The 17,466-nt window shown below is 62.7% G+C and carries 13 protein-coding genes; 8 read left to right on the plus strand and 5 right to left on the minus strand.

Annotation, left to right across the window (positions count from 1 at the left end; translation table 11 throughout):
• The first annotated feature begins 197 nt into the window (after positions 1 to 197).
• A complete protein-coding gene (locus tag ASD75_RS09125) occupies positions 198 to 1,811 on the plus strand; it encodes a polyhydroxyalkanoate depolymerase (RefSeq protein ID WP_056744935.1) in 1,614 nt (537 codons plus the stop codon).
• Positions 1,808 to 2,515 (plus strand): RnfABCDGE type electron transport complex subunit B, encoded by a 708-nt coding sequence (locus ASD75_RS09130; protein WP_056744937.1) that lies wholly within the window; start codon positions 1,808 to 1,810, stop codon positions 2,513 to 2,515. The genes ASD75_RS09125 and ASD75_RS09130 overlap by 4 nt, the downstream gene beginning before the upstream one ends.
• Before the next feature lie 44 nt (positions 2,516 to 2,559).
• Here the strand turns inward: ASD75_RS09130 and ASD75_RS09135 are convergent, their stop codons facing one another.
• On the minus strand, positions 2,560 to 4,047 hold the full coding sequence (locus ASD75_RS09135; RefSeq protein ID WP_056744939.1) for a methyl-accepting chemotaxis protein: 1,488 nt from the start codon (positions 4,045 to 4,047) through the stop codon (positions 2,560 to 2,562).
• Between the two features lie 181 nt (positions 4,048 to 4,228).
• Between ASD75_RS09135 and dapC the strand changes: the two genes are divergently transcribed.
• The 6 genes from dapC to ASD75_RS09165 all read left to right on the plus strand — a co-directional run bounded on the left by dapC (position 4,229) and on the right by ASD75_RS09165 (position 11,968).
• The gene (gene dapC / locus ASD75_RS09140; protein WP_056062643.1) at positions 4,229 to 5,434 is read left to right on the plus strand and encodes a succinyldiaminopimelate transaminase; all 1,206 of its coding nucleotides are present in this window, start codon (positions 4,229 to 4,231) and stop codon (positions 5,432 to 5,434) included.
• Between the two features lie 16 nt (positions 5,435 to 5,450).
• Complete coding sequence (dapD, locus tag ASD75_RS09145) at positions 5,451 to 6,284, plus strand: 2,3,4,5-tetrahydropyridine-2,6-dicarboxylate N-succinyltransferase (RefSeq protein ID WP_056744941.1); 834 nt, start codon at positions 5,451 to 5,453, stop codon at positions 6,282 to 6,284.
• A gap of 71 nt (positions 6,285 to 6,355) precedes the next feature.
• Positions 6,356 to 7,519, plus strand: coding sequence for a PilT/PilU family type 4a pilus ATPase (locus ASD75_RS09150; RefSeq protein WP_056744943.1), 1,164 nt, complete (start codon positions 6,356 to 6,358; stop codon positions 7,517 to 7,519).
• Between the two features lie 162 nt (positions 7,520 to 7,681).
• Complete coding sequence (dapE, locus tag ASD75_RS09155; RefSeq protein ID WP_056744945.1) at positions 7,682 to 8,875, plus strand: succinyl-diaminopimelate desuccinylase; 1,194 nt, start codon at positions 7,682 to 7,684, stop codon at positions 8,873 to 8,875.
• On the plus strand, positions 8,872 to 9,813 hold the full coding sequence (gene prmB / locus ASD75_RS09160) for a 50S ribosomal protein L3 N(5)-glutamine methyltransferase (protein WP_056744947.1): 942 nt from the start codon (positions 8,872 to 8,874) through the stop codon (positions 9,811 to 9,813). The genes dapE and prmB overlap by 4 nt, the downstream gene beginning before the upstream one ends.
• Before the next feature lie 115 nt (positions 9,814 to 9,928).
• Complete coding sequence (locus ASD75_RS09165; protein WP_056744949.1) at positions 9,929 to 11,968, plus strand: ABC-F family ATP-binding cassette domain-containing protein; 2,040 nt, start codon at positions 9,929 to 9,931, stop codon at positions 11,966 to 11,968.
• Positions 11,969 to 12,444: 476 nt separating this feature from the next.
• On the opposite strand, the gene phbB is transcribed toward ASD75_RS09165, so the two are convergent.
• The 4 genes from phbB to ASD75_RS09185 all read right to left on the minus strand — a co-directional run bounded on the left by phbB (position 12,445) and on the right by ASD75_RS09185 (position 17,440).
• Complete coding sequence (phbB, locus tag ASD75_RS09170; protein ID WP_056062618.1) at positions 12,445 to 13,182, minus strand: acetoacetyl-CoA reductase; 738 nt, start codon at positions 13,180 to 13,182, stop codon at positions 12,445 to 12,447.
• Positions 13,183 to 13,434: 252 nt separating this feature from the next.
• Positions 13,435 to 14,217, minus strand: a complete 783-nt coding sequence (locus tag ASD75_RS09175) for an EAL domain-containing protein (protein WP_056744951.1) — start codon at positions 14,215 to 14,217, stop codon at positions 13,435 to 13,437.
• A gap of 273 nt (positions 14,218 to 14,490) precedes the next feature.
• Positions 14,491 to 15,669 carry an acetyl-CoA C-acetyltransferase gene (locus ASD75_RS09180; RefSeq protein ID WP_056744953.1) on the minus strand — a complete coding sequence of 393 codons (1,179 nt, stop codon included), beginning with the start codon at positions 15,667 to 15,669 and terminating at the stop codon, positions 14,491 to 14,493.
• A gap of 70 nt (positions 15,670 to 15,739) precedes the next feature.
• On the minus strand, positions 15,740 to 17,440 hold the full coding sequence (locus ASD75_RS09185) for an alpha/beta hydrolase (protein ID WP_056744955.1): 1,701 nt from the start codon (positions 17,438 to 17,440) through the stop codon (positions 15,740 to 15,742).
• Positions 17,441 to 17,466: the final 26 nt, after the last annotated feature.

Below are 17,466 nucleotides of genomic sequence, written 5' to 3' on the forward strand. Positions count from 1 at the left end.
TCGGCGCAAGCGCTAGTGCTAATTGCCTGAGTTGCTATCATTTTTGATAGCTGCGCAGCCTTCGTCGCCGAACCGGCGCGCCGCCCCTGGGGCCACGTCAATTTGTCGCATAGGCGACTGGACATTGGTGGTTTTACTCCATGCGCTTGTTACCAAGTGCTGCTATATTGCACTGCAACAAAACGGAGTTTCGCCCCATGCTGTACCACCTCTACGAAACCCAGCGCTCCTTGATGGAGCCCTTCACAGATTTTGCGCAGGCGGCTTCCAAGTTGTTCAGCAACCCCGTCTCGCCGCTGAGCCAAACCTCAGCAGCACAGCGCATGGCTGCCGGTTACGACCTGCTCTACCGCCTGGGCAAGGACTACGAAAAGCCCGCCTTCGACATCCACACGGTCGACGTGGACGGTATCGGTGTCGCCATCCATGAACGCATTGAGGTCGACAAGCCGTTTTGCGAGCTGCGCCGCTTCAAGCGCTTTTCGGACGACCCTGCCACGCTGACCAAGCTCAAGGGCCAGCCCGTGGTGCTGATCGTGGCACCGCTGTCCGGTCATTACGCCACGCTGCTGCGCGACACAGTGCGCACCATGCTTAAGGACCACAAGGTCTACATCACCGACTGGAAGAACGCCCGCCTGGTGCCGCTGTCGGAGGGGGAGTTCCACCTCGACGACTACGTCAACTACGTGCAGGACTTCATCCGCCATCTGCAAGGCATCTACGGCAACTGCCACGTGATCAGTGTGTGCCAACCCACGGTGCCCGTGCTGGCAGCCGTTTCGCTGATGGCCAGCCGCGGCGAGAAAACGCCCCTGACGATGACCATGATGGGTGGCCCGATCGACGCTCGCAAGTCGCCCACGGCAGTGAACAATCTGGCGACCAACCGCAGCTACGAGTGGTTTGAGAACAACGTGATCTACCGCGTGCCGGAGAAATTTCCCGGCGCGGGCCGCCGCGTGTACCCGGGGTTTTTGCAGTACACCGGTTTTGTGGCCATGAACCCGGACCGCCATGCGACCAGCCACTACGATTATTTCAAGGACCTGATCAAGGGCGACGACGCAAGTGCCGAGGCGCACCGCAAGTTCTACGACGAGTACAACGCCGTGCTGGACATGGATGCGGACTACTACCTCGAAACCATCCAGACCGTGTTCCAGGATTACAAGCTGGTGAACGGCACCTGGGATGTGCGCTCACCCGCCGGCAAGCTGGAGCGCGTGCGTCCGCAAGACATCAAGACCACAGCCCTCTTCACGGTGGAAGGCGAGCTGGACGACATCTCTGGCTCGGGCCAGACCGAAGCGGCCCACGACCTGTGCAGCGGCATCGTACGCAAGGAGCAGCGCCACCTGGAAGCCAAGGGCGCAGGCCACTACGGTATCTTCAGCGGCCGCCGCTGGCGCGACATCGTGTACCCCAAGGTGCGCGCATTCATCCTGGAACACGAATTGCCTGCCAAGCCCGCCACTGTGGCCACAGCCCCCACACCGGCCCCCAAGCTCGCCAGCCCTGCACCAGCCCCTGCCAAGGTGGCCAGCAAGCCCGCTCCGGCAGCCAAACCCGCCGCCACCAAGGTGATCAAGCCGACCAAGGCGCCTACAGCAGCAGCCAAGCCTGCCCCAGCCCGCGCTGCGGCCAAGCCCGTGGCGGCCACCGCTGTGGCCACCCGCTGGGTGCAGCCCGCGGCGGCGCCCACAGGTGCAGCGCAGGCGCCCACCGCTGATCTGGCCACGGCCCAGACCAGCGCCACAGCGGCGCCATCCACCCGCAGCGGCAGCAAGAGCAAGGCGCGCAAGGCTTGAGCCACCCCGCCTCCGCCAGCACGACCCCATCCCACGCTGCCCTCACCGACTTGGCAGCGCGGATTGATGCCGCCCTGCCCCAGACGCAGTGCACACGCTGCGGCTATCCAGACTGCGCCAGCTATGCGCAGGCCATCGCCCAGGGGGAGGCGGCCATCACCCAGTGCCCTCCGGGCGGTGCTGAGGGCGTGGCCCGCCTGGCCGCCATCACGGGCCATGCCGTGGCGCCCTTGAGCGCCGACCATGGGGTGGAGGCACCGCGCAGCGTGGCCTTCATCGACGAGGCGTGGTGCATTGGCTGCACCTTGTGCATCATGGCCTGCCCCACCGACGCCATCGTGGGCTCCAACAAGAAAATGCACACCGTCATCGAGCCTTACTGCACAGGGTGCGAGATGTGCATCCCGGTCTGCCCGGTAGATTGCATCCAGCTCGACAACGCCAGCGGCATGGCCACCGGATGGGCTGCGTGGTCTGATGCGCTCGCGGTCCAAGCCAAACAGCGGTATCAGCAACACCGTCAGCGGGTGCCGCTGGAGGATGTAGAGGACGAAGGCTCCGGAGCGCAGGCCGATTCGACATCGGCCGCCACCCACAGCCCAGCCGCCGCTGCGGTGGCCGCCGAGGGCATGGAGGCACGCAAGGCGGCCATTGCCGCCGCCATGGAGCGCGCACGGCAACTGCGTGAAAAGGGAGCGCGCTGAGAACGGCACCTGGTCCGCTGGACCAGCAACCGCCTGTCTGCGGGTTACCGCGCGGCCAGCGACTTGTACACGCCGCAGCCCACGTACCAGTCCCCCACCCGGCTCACGTAGGACATCTTGGTTTGCACCGCGCCGGTGGCCGGGTTGTTGATGTCGTACTCCACCCACCCCGGGGCGCGGTCGGCCTGGGTCACGATGTCGCTCACCAGCCGGTCGCCGGCAATGCCGGGGATGTCTTGTACCCGCGTGCCCACCTTGGCCGGGTTGCCGCCAAAGGCCAGATAGGTCCCCCCGGCGTCCAGCACAAACACATACATGTCACGGTCATGGTAGGGCTGGGTCTTGTCGGTGACGCTGCGCAGGAATTGATCGCGCGAACTGGTCTTGTGCAGCGCCACCGCCTTGTTCACCAAGGCCACTGCCTCATCGGCTGTGCCCTGCTGCAGGCGAAACGCCGCCACCGCTTGCGACAGGGTGGACGCGCGGTGCTCCAGTGCCTCGGCCTGCGAGACCGCGTGGCCCACCATCTGGGCGTTGTGCTGCGTGATCTGATCGAGCTGCTGCACGGCGGAGCTGACTTCGCTCAGTCCCGTGCTTTGCTCGGCGCTGGAGCCGGAGATCTCGGTCATGCTCGCCGCCACACTGCGGATACCGCTGGCCATGTTGGCAATGCCCTCGCCCGCCGATCGGATCAACCCGGCGCTGGCCTCCACCTGGTTGACCGAGGCGCCGATCAGCTCGCGGATCTCCCGCGCCGCATCACCCGAGCGCTTGGCCAGCGTGCGCACCTCGCCCGCCACCACGGCAAAGCCACGGCCCTGCTCACCCGCACGGGCGGCCTCCACCGCAGCGTTCAGGGCCAGGATGTTGGTCTGAAACGCAATGCTGTCGATGACACCAATGATCTCGGTCATGCGGCGCGCGCTTTGCTGGATGGCCTCCACCGACTGCACGGCGCGGGCCATGGCCTCGGCGCCGGTGTCGGCTGCCTTGCGTACTTCTGCGGCGCGGGCATCGGCGCTGCGCGCGGTCTGTGCGTTGCTCTGCACGGCCGACGACAGCTGCTCCACGCTGGCAGCCGTCTGCTCCAGGTTGGCCGCCTGCTGTTCGGTGCGATCGGCCAGCGACCGGTTACCTTGCGCCAGGCTTTGTCCCGCATGGGCCACCAATGCGGCATTGCTGCGGATATCGGCCACCATGGCCGACAGTGCGAGCACCATGCGGTCCAGCGACTGGGCCATGGACCCGACCTCGTCCCGTCCATACACACCCGCCCTGGCACACAAGTCACCGCGTGTGGTCTGCTCCATCGCATGCGACAAGCCTTGCAGGTCGGATGCCAGACCCGCATACAACGCGCACAGTGCATACAGAACCACGGCGGCTGCCAATGCCACCGCCCACCACGGAGCATCCAAGGCGGCCATCGCCAGGGCGCCAGCCATCACCACGCCCAGCGTCACCAGTTTGCCCGGCAGGTGCCACCTGCGCATCCACCAGAGCCCGGGGCGCAGCGGTAGGAATCCAGACATCTTGTCTCCGTTATCGTTTTTGAATGTGGGCCATGCTATGTGCCCGCTCTTACGTCGGATTGACAACTCGGCATGGGGTAAACAGTGCTTGACTCCGCACCTGGCCCCGCCCCTCGCCATGGACGGCGCGACACCCTGCTCCGTGCCGTGGGCGTATGCCCTTCGCCCATAATGTCGCTCCATGAATCCCCTGCTCTCCCAACTCCAGCCTTACCCCTTCGAGCGGCTGCGGCAACTCTTTGCGGGAGTCACACTCCCGGCGGCTTACAGCCCCATCAGCCTGGGCATGGGTGAGCCGCGCCATCCTACACCGCAGTTCATTAAAGATGCACTCAGTAACAACCTGGGCGGACTGGCCAGCTACCCTGCCACCGCAGGCGAACCCAAGCTGCGCGAGGCCTTCACCCAGTGGATACAACAGCGCTATGCGCTGACCCTGGACCCGGGCACCCAGGTGCTGCCCGTCAACGGTTCGCGTGAGGCACTGTTTGCATTTGCGCAGACCATCATCGATCCCTCGCAAGGCCAGCCGCTGGTCGTCTGCCCCAATCCGTTTTATCAAATCTATGAAGGTGCCGCCTTGCTGGCAGGAGCCCAGCCGTACTACGCGGCCAGCGACCCCGGCCGCAACTTTGCGGTGAACTGGGACGCAGTGCCCGAGGCTGTGTGGCAACGCACCCAGCTGCTCTTCGTCTGCTCCCCTGGCAACCCCACGGGCGCCGTGATGCCGCTCAGCGAGTGGAAGAAGCTGTTTGAGCTGAGCGACCGCTACGGTTTTGTGATTGCCTCGGACGAGTGCTACAGCGAGATCTATTTCCGCGACGAGCCGCCCCTGGGCGGCCTGCAGGCTGCGGCGCAGCTGGGGCGCGGCGACTTCAAGAACCTGATCTCCTTCACCAGTCTGTCCAAACGCAGCAATGTGCCCGGCATGCGCAGCGGCTTCGTGGCTGGCGACGCAGCGCTGATCAAGTCGTTCTTGCTCTACCGCACCTACCACGGCAGCGCCATGAGCCCCATCGTGCAGGCCGCCAGCATCGCTGCCTGGGGTGATGAAAAGCACGTGGTAGACAACCGGGCGCTGTACCGCAAGAAGTTTGCCCAGGTCACACCGCTGCTGGCTGGCGTGATGGAAGTCGCCCTGCCGGATGCCGGTTTTTACCTGTGGGCCAAAGTACCGGAAGCCCTGGGGATGGACGATGCCGAGTTCGCGCGCGCCCTGCTGGCTCAATACAATGTCACGGTGCTGCCCGGCAGCTACCTGGCCCGCGAGGCCCAGGGGAGCAACCCTGGCGCCCAGCGCGTGCGCATGGCCCTAGTGGCCGAAGCCGAAGAATGCGTGGAAGCTGCGCTGCGCATCGTGCAATTCATCCAATCCCGTACTGCCTGATCTGATCGACAACAACATGACACAACAACTCCAAACCCTCATCGACAACGCCTGGGAAAACCGCGCCAGCCTCTCGCCCGCCGCCGCCCCCAAGGAGATCCAGGACGCCGTCGAGCATGTGATTGCCGAGCTGAACAATGGCAAGCTGCGCGTGGCCACCCGCGAAGGCGTGGGCCAGTGGACAGTGCACCAGTGGATCAAGAAAGCCGTGCTGCTGTCGTTCCGCCTCAAGGACAACGAGGTCGTCAAGGCTGGCGACCTGGGCTTTTACGACAAGGTGCAGACCAAGTTTGCCCACCTGTCCGAAGAAGAAATGAAAGCCACCGGCGTGCGCGTGGTGCCACCCGCCGTGGCCCGCCGTGGCAGCTTCATCGCCAAGGGCGCGATCCTGATGCCGTCGTACGTGAACATCGGCGCCTACGTGGGCGAAGGCACCATGGTCGACACCTGGGCCACCGTGGGTTCGTGCGCACAGATTGGCTCCAACGTGCACCTGTCGGGTGGCGTGGGCATTGGCGGTGTGCTGGAGCCTCTGCAGGCCGGCCCCACCATCATTGAAGACAACTGCTTCATCGGCGCCCGCTCCGAGGTGGTCGAAGGCGTAGTGGTCGAAGAAAACTCCGTACTGGGCATGGGTGTCTACCTGGGCCAGAGCACCCCGATCTTCAACCGTGCTACCGGCGAAATCAGCTACGGCCGCGTGCCCTCGGGCTCGGTGGTGGTCAGCGGCAACCTGCCCAAGACGGCCGCCAACGGCACGCCCTACAGCATGTACGCTGCCATCATCGTCAAGCAAGTCGATGCGCAAACGCGCTCCAAGACCAGCATCAACGACCTGCTGCGCGACTGATTGACGGGGATCTGCGGACGGCCCGGGCCGTTCGCCCCACCGACAGAGACTGACAACAAGAGGGAAACACCATGAGCACGATGGAACGAATTCTTCGCCTGATGGCAGAGAAAAAGGCCTCCGACGTCTATCTGTCGGCCAACGCGCCTGCGCTGATCAAGATCAACGGCGAGTGCGTGCCCATCAACAACCAGATACTGCCGCCCGATGCGCCGCGCAACCTGCTGTCCGAAGTGGTCCCCCCGGACCGTATCGAAGAGCTGGAAGAAACCGGCGAACTCAACATGGGTGTGCCGCTCAGCGGCGTGGGTCGCTTCCGGGTCAGCGCCATGCGCCAGCGTGGCAGCTATGCGGTGGTGATCCGCTTCATCTCCCAGCAGATTCCCGAGTTCGATTCCTTGGGCCTGCCTCCGGTGATGCGCGAACTCATCTTGGAAAAACGCGGACTGATCCTGATGGTGGGTGCCACGGGTTCCGGCAAGAGCACTTCGCTGGCGTCGATGATCGACACCCGCAACGAGGCGCTGACAGGCCACATCCTCACCATCGAGGACCCGGTCGAATACCAGTTCAAGAACAAGAAATCCATCGTCAACCAGCGCGAGATCGGCAGCGACACCCAGTCCCTGCAGACGGCCCTGAAAAACGCGCTGCGCCAGGCGCCCGACGTGATCCTGATCGGCGAAATCCGCGACCGCGAAACCATGTCGGCCGCCATCGCCTATGCGCAGTCGGGTCACCTGTGCCTGGCCACGCTGCACGGCAACAACAGCTACCACGCGCTCAACCGCATCTTGTCGTTCTACCCCGTCGAAGTACGACCCACCATGCTGGGCGACTTGGCATCGGCACTCAAAGCCGTGGTTTCCCAGCGTCTGGTGCGCAAGACCGACGGCGGCCGGGTGCCGGCAGTTGAAGTCATGCTCAACACCAAGCTGGTGTCCGATCTCATCGAAAAAGGGGACTTCTCGGGCGTCCGTGAGGCCATGGAAAAATCCATGGCCGAAGGATCGCAGACCTTTGAAGAAGCGCTGGCCCGCCTCATCATGGATGCGCAGATCGACCGCAAGGAAGGCATGGCCTACGCCGATTCGCCCACCAACCTGATGTGGCGCCTGCAAAACGACTTTTCCCTGGCCGCCAACGCCGCCAAGGCCCAGAAAGAAGCACGCGATGCACCCGACGATACACCGTCGTTCACCGAGATCGTGCTGGACGTCAAGCCGGCGGCGTGATGTGACGCCCCTTGAGCGGCCTGCGGAGCCCTCCCTCAGGGGAACGACGCGCTCGGTGCTTGGCATCCCTTGCTTGGCGGCTCTGGCCTGGGCCACGCAGCGCCAATGCCTGTACCCATGATCGCAGCCCGGCTGCCTGTCTCCATTCCCTGACCCCATCCCATGTCCCGAACCCTGCACCTGGCTGAACAGCTCATCTCCCTGCCCTCCATCACGCCGGAGGACGCCGGCTGCCTGGATCTGCTGGCCACACGGCTCGCTCCGCTCGGGTTTGTGTGCGAACGACTGGACAGTGGCCCCACAGACTTCCGTGTCAGCAATTTGTGGGCAAAGCGACCGGTAGCGCTAGTGAATCATGCCTCATCCGCTATCAAAACAGTGGTATTCGCAGGCCATACCGATGTCGTCCCCACTGGCCCGCTGGCCCAGTGGAGCAGCGACCCGTTCGTGCCCACCCATAAGGACGGCAAGCTCTATGGCCGGGGTGCGAGCGACATGAAGACCTCCATCGCAGCCTTTGTGGTCGCGGTGGAAGAGTTCCTGGCCGCCACGCCCGCACCGCTGATCGAGCTGGCCTTTTTGCTGACCAGTGACGAGGAAGGTCCTTCCGTTGACGGCACCAAGGTCGTGGTCGAGCAGCTCCAGGCACGTGGCGAAAAGCTTGATTACTGCATCGTGGGCGAACCGACCTCGGTCGAGAAAACCGGTGACATGATCAAGAATGGACGTCGTGGCACCTTGAGTGGCAAGCTCAGCGTACGCGGTGTCCAAGGCCACATCGCCTACCCACAACTGGCCCGCAACCCCATCCACCAGGCCCTGCCCGCTCTGGCAGAACTGGCCTCCACTATGTGGGACAACGGCAATGCGTTCTTTCCGCCCACTAGTTGGCAGATCAGCAACATCCATGGCGGCACCGGCGCCACCAACGTGATCCCGGGCGAGGTGGTGATCGACTTCAACTTCCGCTTCTCGACCGAATCGACGGCAGAGGGGCTGCAGCAGCGCGTGCACGCCGTGCTTGACCGCCACGGCCTCGAATATGACCTGCGCTGGACGCTGGGCGGCCAGCCCTTCCTCACCACGCCCGGTGAACTGGTGGGCGCCGTGCAGCAGGCCATCGCCTCCGAGACAGGCATCACCACCGAACTCTCCACCACCGGTGGTACCAGCGACGGGCGTTTCATTGCCCAGATCTGCCCCCAGGTGATCGAACTGGGCCCGTCCAATGCAACGATCCACAAGATCGACGAGCATGTGGTGGTGGCCGATATCGAGCCGCTCAAGAACATCTACCGCCGCACGCTGGAGAACCTGCATGCACAGGCCCTGGCGGCCCAGGCGGTGGCCGCATGAGCAAGGCAACCAGCCACAATCCACCGGCAGTTGCAGGTGACACCGTTGGCGCACTGATCGAATGGGGCACTCAGCAGCTGGAGTCGGCCGGCGTCTCGTTCGGCCATGGCACCACCAATGCGCACGACGAAGCTGCATGGCTCGTGTTGTGGCGCCTGGGCCTGCCGCTGGATAGCGACCTCTCCGATGCACCAGAGTCCATCAAAAACAAGCCGGTAGCGCCCGCAGAAAAAGCGTTGGTTGCTACACTTTTTGAAGAACGCATTGCCAGTCGCAAGCCTGCCGCCTACCTCACGCGCGAGGCCTGGCTCCAGGGCGTGCCGTTCTATGTGGACGAGCGCGCCATCGTGCCGCGCAGCTTCATTGCAGAGCTGCTGGTGGACGGCAGCGTGGACGATTTCCTGAGCGACCGTACCCATCGGGTGCTGGACCTTTGCACGGGCAATGGCAGCCTGGCTGTGCTGGCGGCGATGGCCTGGCCCGAAGTCGAAGTGACCGGTGCAGATATTTCGCCCGACGCCTTGGCCGTGGCACGCATCAATGTGGACAAACATGGGCTGCAGGACCGTATCACCTTGCAGTTGTCCGATGGACTGAGTGCCCTGCCCGGCCCCTGGGACCTGATCCTGTGCAACCCGCCCTACGTCAACGCCGACAGCATGGCCGTGCTACCTAGCGAATACCGCGCAGAGCCCGAACTGGCCCTCGCCGGTGGCAAGGACGGCATGGACTTTGTGCGCCAGCTGTTTGCCGCCGCGCCCGCTTGCATGAGCGAAGACGCCGTGATCATTCTGGAGATCGGCAACGAGCGCGCTTATTTTGAGGCGGCCTTTCCGCAATTGCCGGTTTTCTGGCTCGATACCAGTGCAGGAGAAGACCAGGTTTTGCTGGTCACCCGGCAGGCGCTGGCTGCCCAAACCCGGCTCACGGCACAATAGAGCCCTTTACGCCACCTTTTGCAGTTGCAGCGGCTGTGCCGCTGGCAGTTGCGCTGGCCCCCAGAGTTTTGCATGCCACCCGCCTCGTGCGGGTGCGCTTTTTTCTGATTCCCGGATGATCACCCTCAAGAACGTTACCCTGCGCCGAGGCACGAAAGTCGTGCTCGACAGCGTGTCCACCACCATCAACCCCGGCGAAAGCGTCGGGCTTGTGGGCCGCAATGGCGCGGGCAAGTCCAGCCTGTTTGCGCTGCTCAGTGGCAAGCTCCATGAAGATGGCGGGGATTTTCACATCCCGTCGAGCTGGCGGATGGCCGAGGTCGCGCAGAACATGCCCGAGACCGACCAGTCGGCCACCGATTTTGTGCTCGAAGGCGACACGCGTCTGGCCGAGGTGCAACGCCAGTTGGCCGAAGCCGAGGCCAGCGACGATGGGATGGCCATTGCCCATGCCTATTCGGACCTGCATGACGCCGGCGCGCACGATGCCGTGGCGCGTGCCCAGGCGCTGATCCTGGGCCTGGGTTTTCGCGTGAGCGAACTCGACCAGCCCGTCAACAGCTTCTCCGGTGGCTGGCGCATGCGACTGCAATTGGCTCGCGCGCTGATGTGTCCCAGCGACCTCCTGCTGCTGGACGAGCCCACCAATCACTTGGATTTGGACGCTCTGGTCTGGCTCGAGGCCTGGCTCAAGCGCTACGCGGGCACCATGATCGTGATCAGCCACGACCGCGAGTTTCTGGACGCCATCACCAACGTCACGCTGCAAATCCAGCAAGGCGAGTTGAACCGCTACGGTGGCAATTACAGCAAGTTCGAAGAGCTACGCGCCCAGCAGCTCGAACTGCAACAGGCCAGCTTTGCCAAGCAGCAGGAGAAGATGGCCCACTTGCAGAAATTCATCGACCGCTTCAAGGCCAAGGCCAGCAAGGCCAAGCAGGCGCAAAGCCGGGTCAAGCAACTCGAACGCATGGAGAAAATCGGGCCTGTGCTCGCCGAGGCGGACTTCACTTTCGAGTTCAAGGAACCGGCCAACTTGCCCAACCCAATGCTGGCCATCAGCGACGCCTCGTTCGGCTATGTGGACGACGAGGGTACGCCCACCACCATTCTTACGGACGTCAACCGTTCGGTGCTGGCGGGGCAGCGCATCGGCATCCTGGGCGCCAACGGGCAGGGCAAGTCCACGCTGGTCAAGACCATTGCGCGCACCATGAAAGCACTGGGCGGCAGCATCACCGAGGGCAAGGGCCTGAACATTGGCTACTTTGCCCAGCAGGAACTCGACGTGCTGCGCCCCAGCGAACACCCGCTGGAGCACATGATCCGCTTGGCCAAAGAGCTGGGGCCTGATGCCAAGCAACCCAGCCGGGAGCAGGATCTGCGCAGCTACCTGGGCAGCTTCAACTTCACCGGGGACATGGTCAAACAGGCCGTGGGCACCATGAGCGGCGGTGAAAAAGCGCGCCTGGTGCTGGCCATGATCGTATGGCAGCGCCCCAACCTGCTGCTGCTGGACGAGCCTACCAACCACCTGGACCTGGCCACCCGCGAGGCCCTGGCGATGGCGCTCAACGACTTCGATGGCACTGTGATGCTGGTCAGCCACGACCGCGCGCTGCTGCGCTCGGTCTGCGAGGACTTCTGGATGGTGGGCCGGGGTGTGGTCGGCCCGTTCGATGGCGACCTGGACGACTATCAACGTTACCTGCTCGAAGAGTCCAAGCGCCTGCGCGAAGAAGCACGCCTTGCCGAGCAGGCGCAGGCCTCACAAGCTCCTGCAGCAGCCCCAACCGCAACACCAGCACCCGTGGTCGCTCTGGCCTCCGTTGCCGCGCCAGCACCGGCTCCCGCTCCGTCCCCTTCGCGTGATGGGCGCGAGCAGCGCAAGCTTGACGCTCAAACGCGCCAGCAGCTGGCCGAAAAGACCCGGCCACTCAAAAAAGAGCTGGAACAGATCGATAAACGCTTGACGGCCCTGAGCGCAGAACGCACCCAATTGGAGCAAAAACTGACGGAAGCCTTGCCTCCTGCAGAGATCGCCGAGTGCGGCCGGCGATTGAAAGCCGGAAATGATGAAACGGAAAAACTGGAAGAGCGGTGGCTGGAAATTTCTTCCGAACTCGAAGAAATTTCAGCGGCATCGGTGGGCTAGAGATGTAAAGTCCTGTAAATTCCTTCCAGAATTTTCCGGACTTTCCATTGATCCATCTCGCTTTTATGCTATCAAATGTGTAGCTATTTTTAGTGTAAATCTACAGGCTATTGCGGTTGCATTTTTTTGCGAAAGGTTGTCAACGGACTGTGGACCGCCCGCGTTGTTGGTACATCACAGGAGTTTTCCACCATGAATACCACCGCAATCTTGTCCTCTTGGCCCGAAGACGAACGCGACCGCAAGCGCGCACCAGCCCCCTTCTAAAGCGCTGCGACCTTGCCTCTGTTGTGTAGCCACACAGTGCACATCAAGCATAAACCATACCAAGGCATGAGAAATGTGGCCACATTGGCTCCATATTTCTCAGGTGGACCATAGCAAGGTCGGAGTTAACCCCCGCAATTCTTGCAAGTCCCAACAAAAAACCCCGCAGATGCGGGGTTTTTTGTTGGTCCAAAAGGACGGAACAGCCTTTAGCCCATGTGCAGGCCGCCATTGACCGAAAAGTCTGCACCGGTGGCGTATCCGCCCTCTTCCGAGGCCAGCCAGGCGATGATCGATGCAATCTCGCTGGGCTCACCCAGGCGTTTGACAGGCACCGTGGCGACAATCTTTTCCAGGACATCCGGGCGAATTGCCTTGACCATGTCAGTGCCGATGTAGCCTGGGCTTACCGTGTTGACGGTGACGCCCTTGGTGGCCAGTTCCTGCGCCAGGGCCATCGAGAAGCCATGCATGCCTGCCTTGGCGGCGGAATAGTTGGTTTGCCCCGCCTGACCTTTTTCGCCGTTGACGGAGCTGATGTTGATGATGCGGCCCCAGCCCTTTTCCACCATGTCAGACACCACCTGTTTGGTGACATTGAACATGCTGTTGAGGTTGGTTTCGATCACGGCGTCCCAGTCTTCGCGCGACATCTTGAGGAACATGCGGTCGCGTGTGATGCCAGCGTTGTTCACCAGCACGTCAATGGTGCCGTGCTCTGCCTTGGTCTTGCCAAAGGCTTCCACAGTGGAATCCCAATCACCCACGTTACCGACCGACGCATAAAACGTGTAGCCCAGGGCCTTTTGCTCTGCCAGCCATTTGGCGTGGTCCCGTGTCGGGCCGCAACCAGCGATGACTTTGAAACCTTCCTTGTGCAGGCGCTGGCAAATGGCGGTACCGATGCCTCCCATGCCACCGGTGACATACGCGACTTTCTGGCTCATGTGATTTCTCCTTGTTAGTGATTGGCTCAGGACCCACTCTACCGAAGAAATTGGGCACTGCCGTGAAGGAAAACACTGAAGCCCTTTCCTTTTTGACATATCCACATGCGTCACACAGCTGACGCGAGGCACGCTTAGCGACGCGTCACCGGCGTAGCGCCTGCAGATGCACCAAATGGAGGCAGCGGATCGGCTGCTGTGGACTGCGGCCCCCCCGCAAGGACTGGCTTGAAACGCAGGCGCTGTGTTGCGCTAGACGTGCCGTGGCGCCAGCGGCAAGGATTCCCATCCCGGCTTGGCGAACAGATAACCTTGCTGGTAGCGAACGCCCACCGAACTCAGGTAGGCGGACTCAGCCGAGGTTTCGATGCCCTCCGCCACAATGTCGATGGACAAACGTTGGCAGACCAGCGCAATGCCGCACACGATTGCCTGTCGCACGGGGTCCTGATCGATGTTGCGAATCAGCTCCATGTCGATCTTGAGCACATGGGGCTGAAATTGCACCAGCATGTTCAGCCCCGCGTAGCCCGCACCAAAGTCGTCGATGGCCGTAATGAGGCCCTGGCGCCGGTATTCATTGAAGATGGACTTCAGGTGTGCACCATTGCTGACCTGCTCGCCCTCCGTCACCTCGAACATGATCCGGTTGTGCGGAAAATCGAACTCTTCAGCCGCCTCCATGGTGGCGCGGATGCAGGTCTCGGGCCGATACACCGCATTGGGCAGAAAGTTGATGCTCAGTCGGCAGTCTGGCAGGCTGGCGAGCCCCAGGCGCGACGCTAGTTCAATGGCCTTGACGCGGCACGCCTGGTCAAACCGGTAGCGGTTGGTGTCATCCACCCACGACAGCACCGTCCCGGCCGACTCGCCATCTGCACCGCGCACCAACGCTTCGTAGGCGAACGGGCGATCCAACTCCAGGTCCATGATGGGCTGGAACGCCATCGTGAAATCGAACGGAAGCTGCGTCTTGTCACGACAGGATTGGCAGCCCACAGGTTCGAAGGGTTGGGCAAAAATGGTCACTGTCATGGACAAACATCGTAACGCATCAGTACAAACTTGCGCTCTCCCAGCACCAGTGCAAAGCGAAGCCTTTCGCTTGTCGCAAAGCTATCTGGGTTGAAAGGTTGCGATCCGGACACGGCACTCGCAGACGCTGTCAATCCGCTCTCTGTACCGTCCGTTCAGCAAAATCAATAAAAAAAGGCCGCATGGAAATGCGGCCTTTTGACTGAGACTGGCAGTGACTTCGATCAACGCGTCGTTGGCACCACGCCAGTTGCCCCAAGATGAAGCTGAGGCTCAGCGCTCCAAAGCCAGCGACACGCCCATGCCACCACCGATACACAGCGCGGCCAGGCCCTTCTTCGCGTCACGGCGCTGCATTTCGTGCAAGAGCGTGACCAGAATGCGGCAGCCCGACGCGCCGATGGGGTGGCCGATGGCGATGGCCCCACCGTTCACGTTGACCTTGGCGGGGTCAATGGCCAGTTCCTTGTTCACAGCGCAGGCCTGTGCGGCGAAGGCTTCGTTCAGCTCGAACAGGTCCACATCGGCGGCGTTCCAGCCTGCGCGCTGCAAGGCCTTGCGCGAGGCCGGCACGGGGCCCATGCCCATGGTGGCAGGGTCCAGGCCGCTGGTGCCAAAAGCGGCGATGCGCGCCAGAGGCTTGAGGCCAAGGGCGGCAGCCTTCTTGGCGCTCATCACCACCACAGCAGCGGCGCCATCGTTCAGGCCCGATGCGTTGCCGGCGGTCACGCTGCCCGCCTTGTCAAAGGCGGGGCGCAGGCCGGCCAGGGCTTCAGCGTTGGTCTTGCGGTTGAGGTACTCGTCGGTGTTGAACAGGATGGGGTCACCCTTCTTCTGCGCCAGGCTCACGCCGACGATTTCATCGGCGAACTTGCCAGCATCTTGTGCAGCAGCTGCCTTTTGCTGGCTGGCCAGGGCCAGTGCGTCCTGCATGTCGCGGGTGATGCCGTATTGCTTGGCCACGTTTTCAGCCGTGATGCCCATGTGGTACTGGTTGTACACGTCCCACAAGCCGTCCACGATCATGGTGTCGATCAGCTTCCAGTCGCCCATGCGCTGGCCGTCGCGCGAGTTGGGCAGCACGTGCGGCGCCAAGCTCATGCTCTCCTGGCCGCCGGCCACGACGATCTCGCTGTCGCCCCAGGCCACAGCCTGGGCAGCCAGCATGACCGCCTTCAAACCGGAGCCGCACACTGCGTTGATGGTGAGTGCAGGGGTTTCCTTGGCCACGCCCGCCTTCATGGAGGCCTGACGCGCGGGGTTCTGGCCCACGCCAGCTGCCAGCACCTGGCCCATGATGACTTCGCCGATCTGGTCGGACGAGAGACCTGCGCGCGCGATGGCTTCACGGATCACGATAGCGCCGAGTTCGGTCGCAGGCGTCTTGGCCAGCGAGCCACCAAACTTGCCCACAGCAGTGCGAGCGGCAGAAACGATGACGATGTCTTCCATGGAATGTCCTTGTAGTGGTGAGTGGTGGTTCAGTGATTCTCGCAGCGCCAAAAGTCAGGACTTTTGCGTATCAGGCTTTCTGCTTGACATAGCGGCCGGGCGCGGGCTCGATGGCCTTGAACTTGGTGCCTTTGCCATAGGCCTTGGGCGCGGCAATCTGTTTGCCCGCATGGCTCTTGAGCCAGCCTGACCAGTCGGTCCACCAGCTGCCGGGGTGCTCGGTAGCGCCTTCCAGCCATTGGTCCAGCGTGCCTGGGAACTTGCCGTCGGCGCGGGTCCAGTGGCTGCGCTTGCCCTTGGCGGGTGGGTTGATCACGCCCGCGATGTGGCCTGAGGCGCCCATCACAAAACGCTTCTTGCCCGGCAGCACCTGGGTGGACGCATAAGCGGCCGTGGCGGGCACGATGTGGTCTTCGCGCGAGCCGTAGATGTAGACAGGCAGGTCGAGGCTGCCCAGGTCCAGCTTTTCGCCGCACACGGTGAGCTTGCCCGGCTTGACCAGGTTGTTTTCGAGGTAGAAATTGCGCAAGTACCAGGCGTAGAACGGGCCGGGAAGACTGGTGCTGTCGCTGTTCCAGTACAGCAGGTCAAACGGCGGCGGCGTTTCGCCTTTGAGGTAGTTGCCCACCACGTAGTTCCAGACCAGATCGTTGGGTCGCAAGAAGCTGAAGGTGGACGCCAGGTCCTGCCCCTTCATCAGCCCGCCATGGCCCATCTGCATCTCGCGGAACTTGACGAACGCTTCATCGATGAACACGTCCAGAATGCCCGTATCGGTGAAGTCGATCAGCGTGGTGAGGAAGGTGGCACTGGCCACGGGCTCGTCGCCGCGCGCTGCCAGCACCGCCAGCGCATTGGACAGGATGGTGCCGCCCACGCAAAAACCCAGCGCGTTGATCTGCTCGGCACCGGTGATGTTCTGCACTACGTCGATGGCGGCCATGGCGCCATCTTCCACGTAGTCGTCCCAGGTCTTGTGGGCCAGACTGTCATCAGGGTTGCGCCAGCTCACCACGAAGGTGCGGTGGCCTTGTTCCACCGCATAGCGGATCAGCGAGTTCTCGGGCTGCAGGTCGAGGATATAGAACTTGTTGATGCAGGGCGGGACCAGCAGGAACGGGCGCTCGTACACCTTGGCCGTGAGGGGCTTGTATTCGAGCAGCTGGAACAGCTCGTTTTCGTACACCACAGCGCCTTCGGTGGTGGCCACATTGCGGCCTACCTCGAACAGGCTTTCGTCGGTCATCGACACATGGCCCTGCGTGATGTCGTGCAGCAGGTTTTGCATGCCCTTGGCGATGCTCTCGCCCTTGGTCTCGATGGCTTTTTTCTGCGCTTCGGCATTGAAGGCGAGGAAGTTGCTGGGTGCCATGGCTGCCATCCACTGCTCCACGCCAAATCGGATGCGGGCCTTGGTCTTTTCGTCGGCCTCGACCGCCTCGGCCAGCCCCATCAGGGTGCGGGCATTGAGCAGGTAGGCGGCGGCTGAAAACGCTGCCACAGGGTTGCTGGCCCAGCCCTCACCGGCAAAACGCTTGTCCTTGACCTCGGGGGTGCCCTGCAGGCCCTGCGCCCAGAGGTCCTGCGCCTCTTTGAGGTATTGCTGCTGCAATGCCTGCAGCTTGGTTTGCGACAGCTTCAGGGGTGCGGCGGCGGGTACCTGCGCCCCCAGGTCCAGTTTCTGGAACGATTGCAGCGCCTGCGACCAGCTTTGCCCGAAAATCTGCTGGAACTGCTGGGCGCTCTCGGCCCAGGGTGATTCAGAAGTCATGCTCATTCCTCGATGGTTGGTCGCTC

The sequence above is a fragment of the Acidovorax sp. Root568 genome, from assembly GCF_001427445.1.
Classification (GTDB): Bacteria; Pseudomonadota; Gammaproteobacteria; order Burkholderiales; family Burkholderiaceae_C; genus Acidovorax; species Acidovorax delafieldii.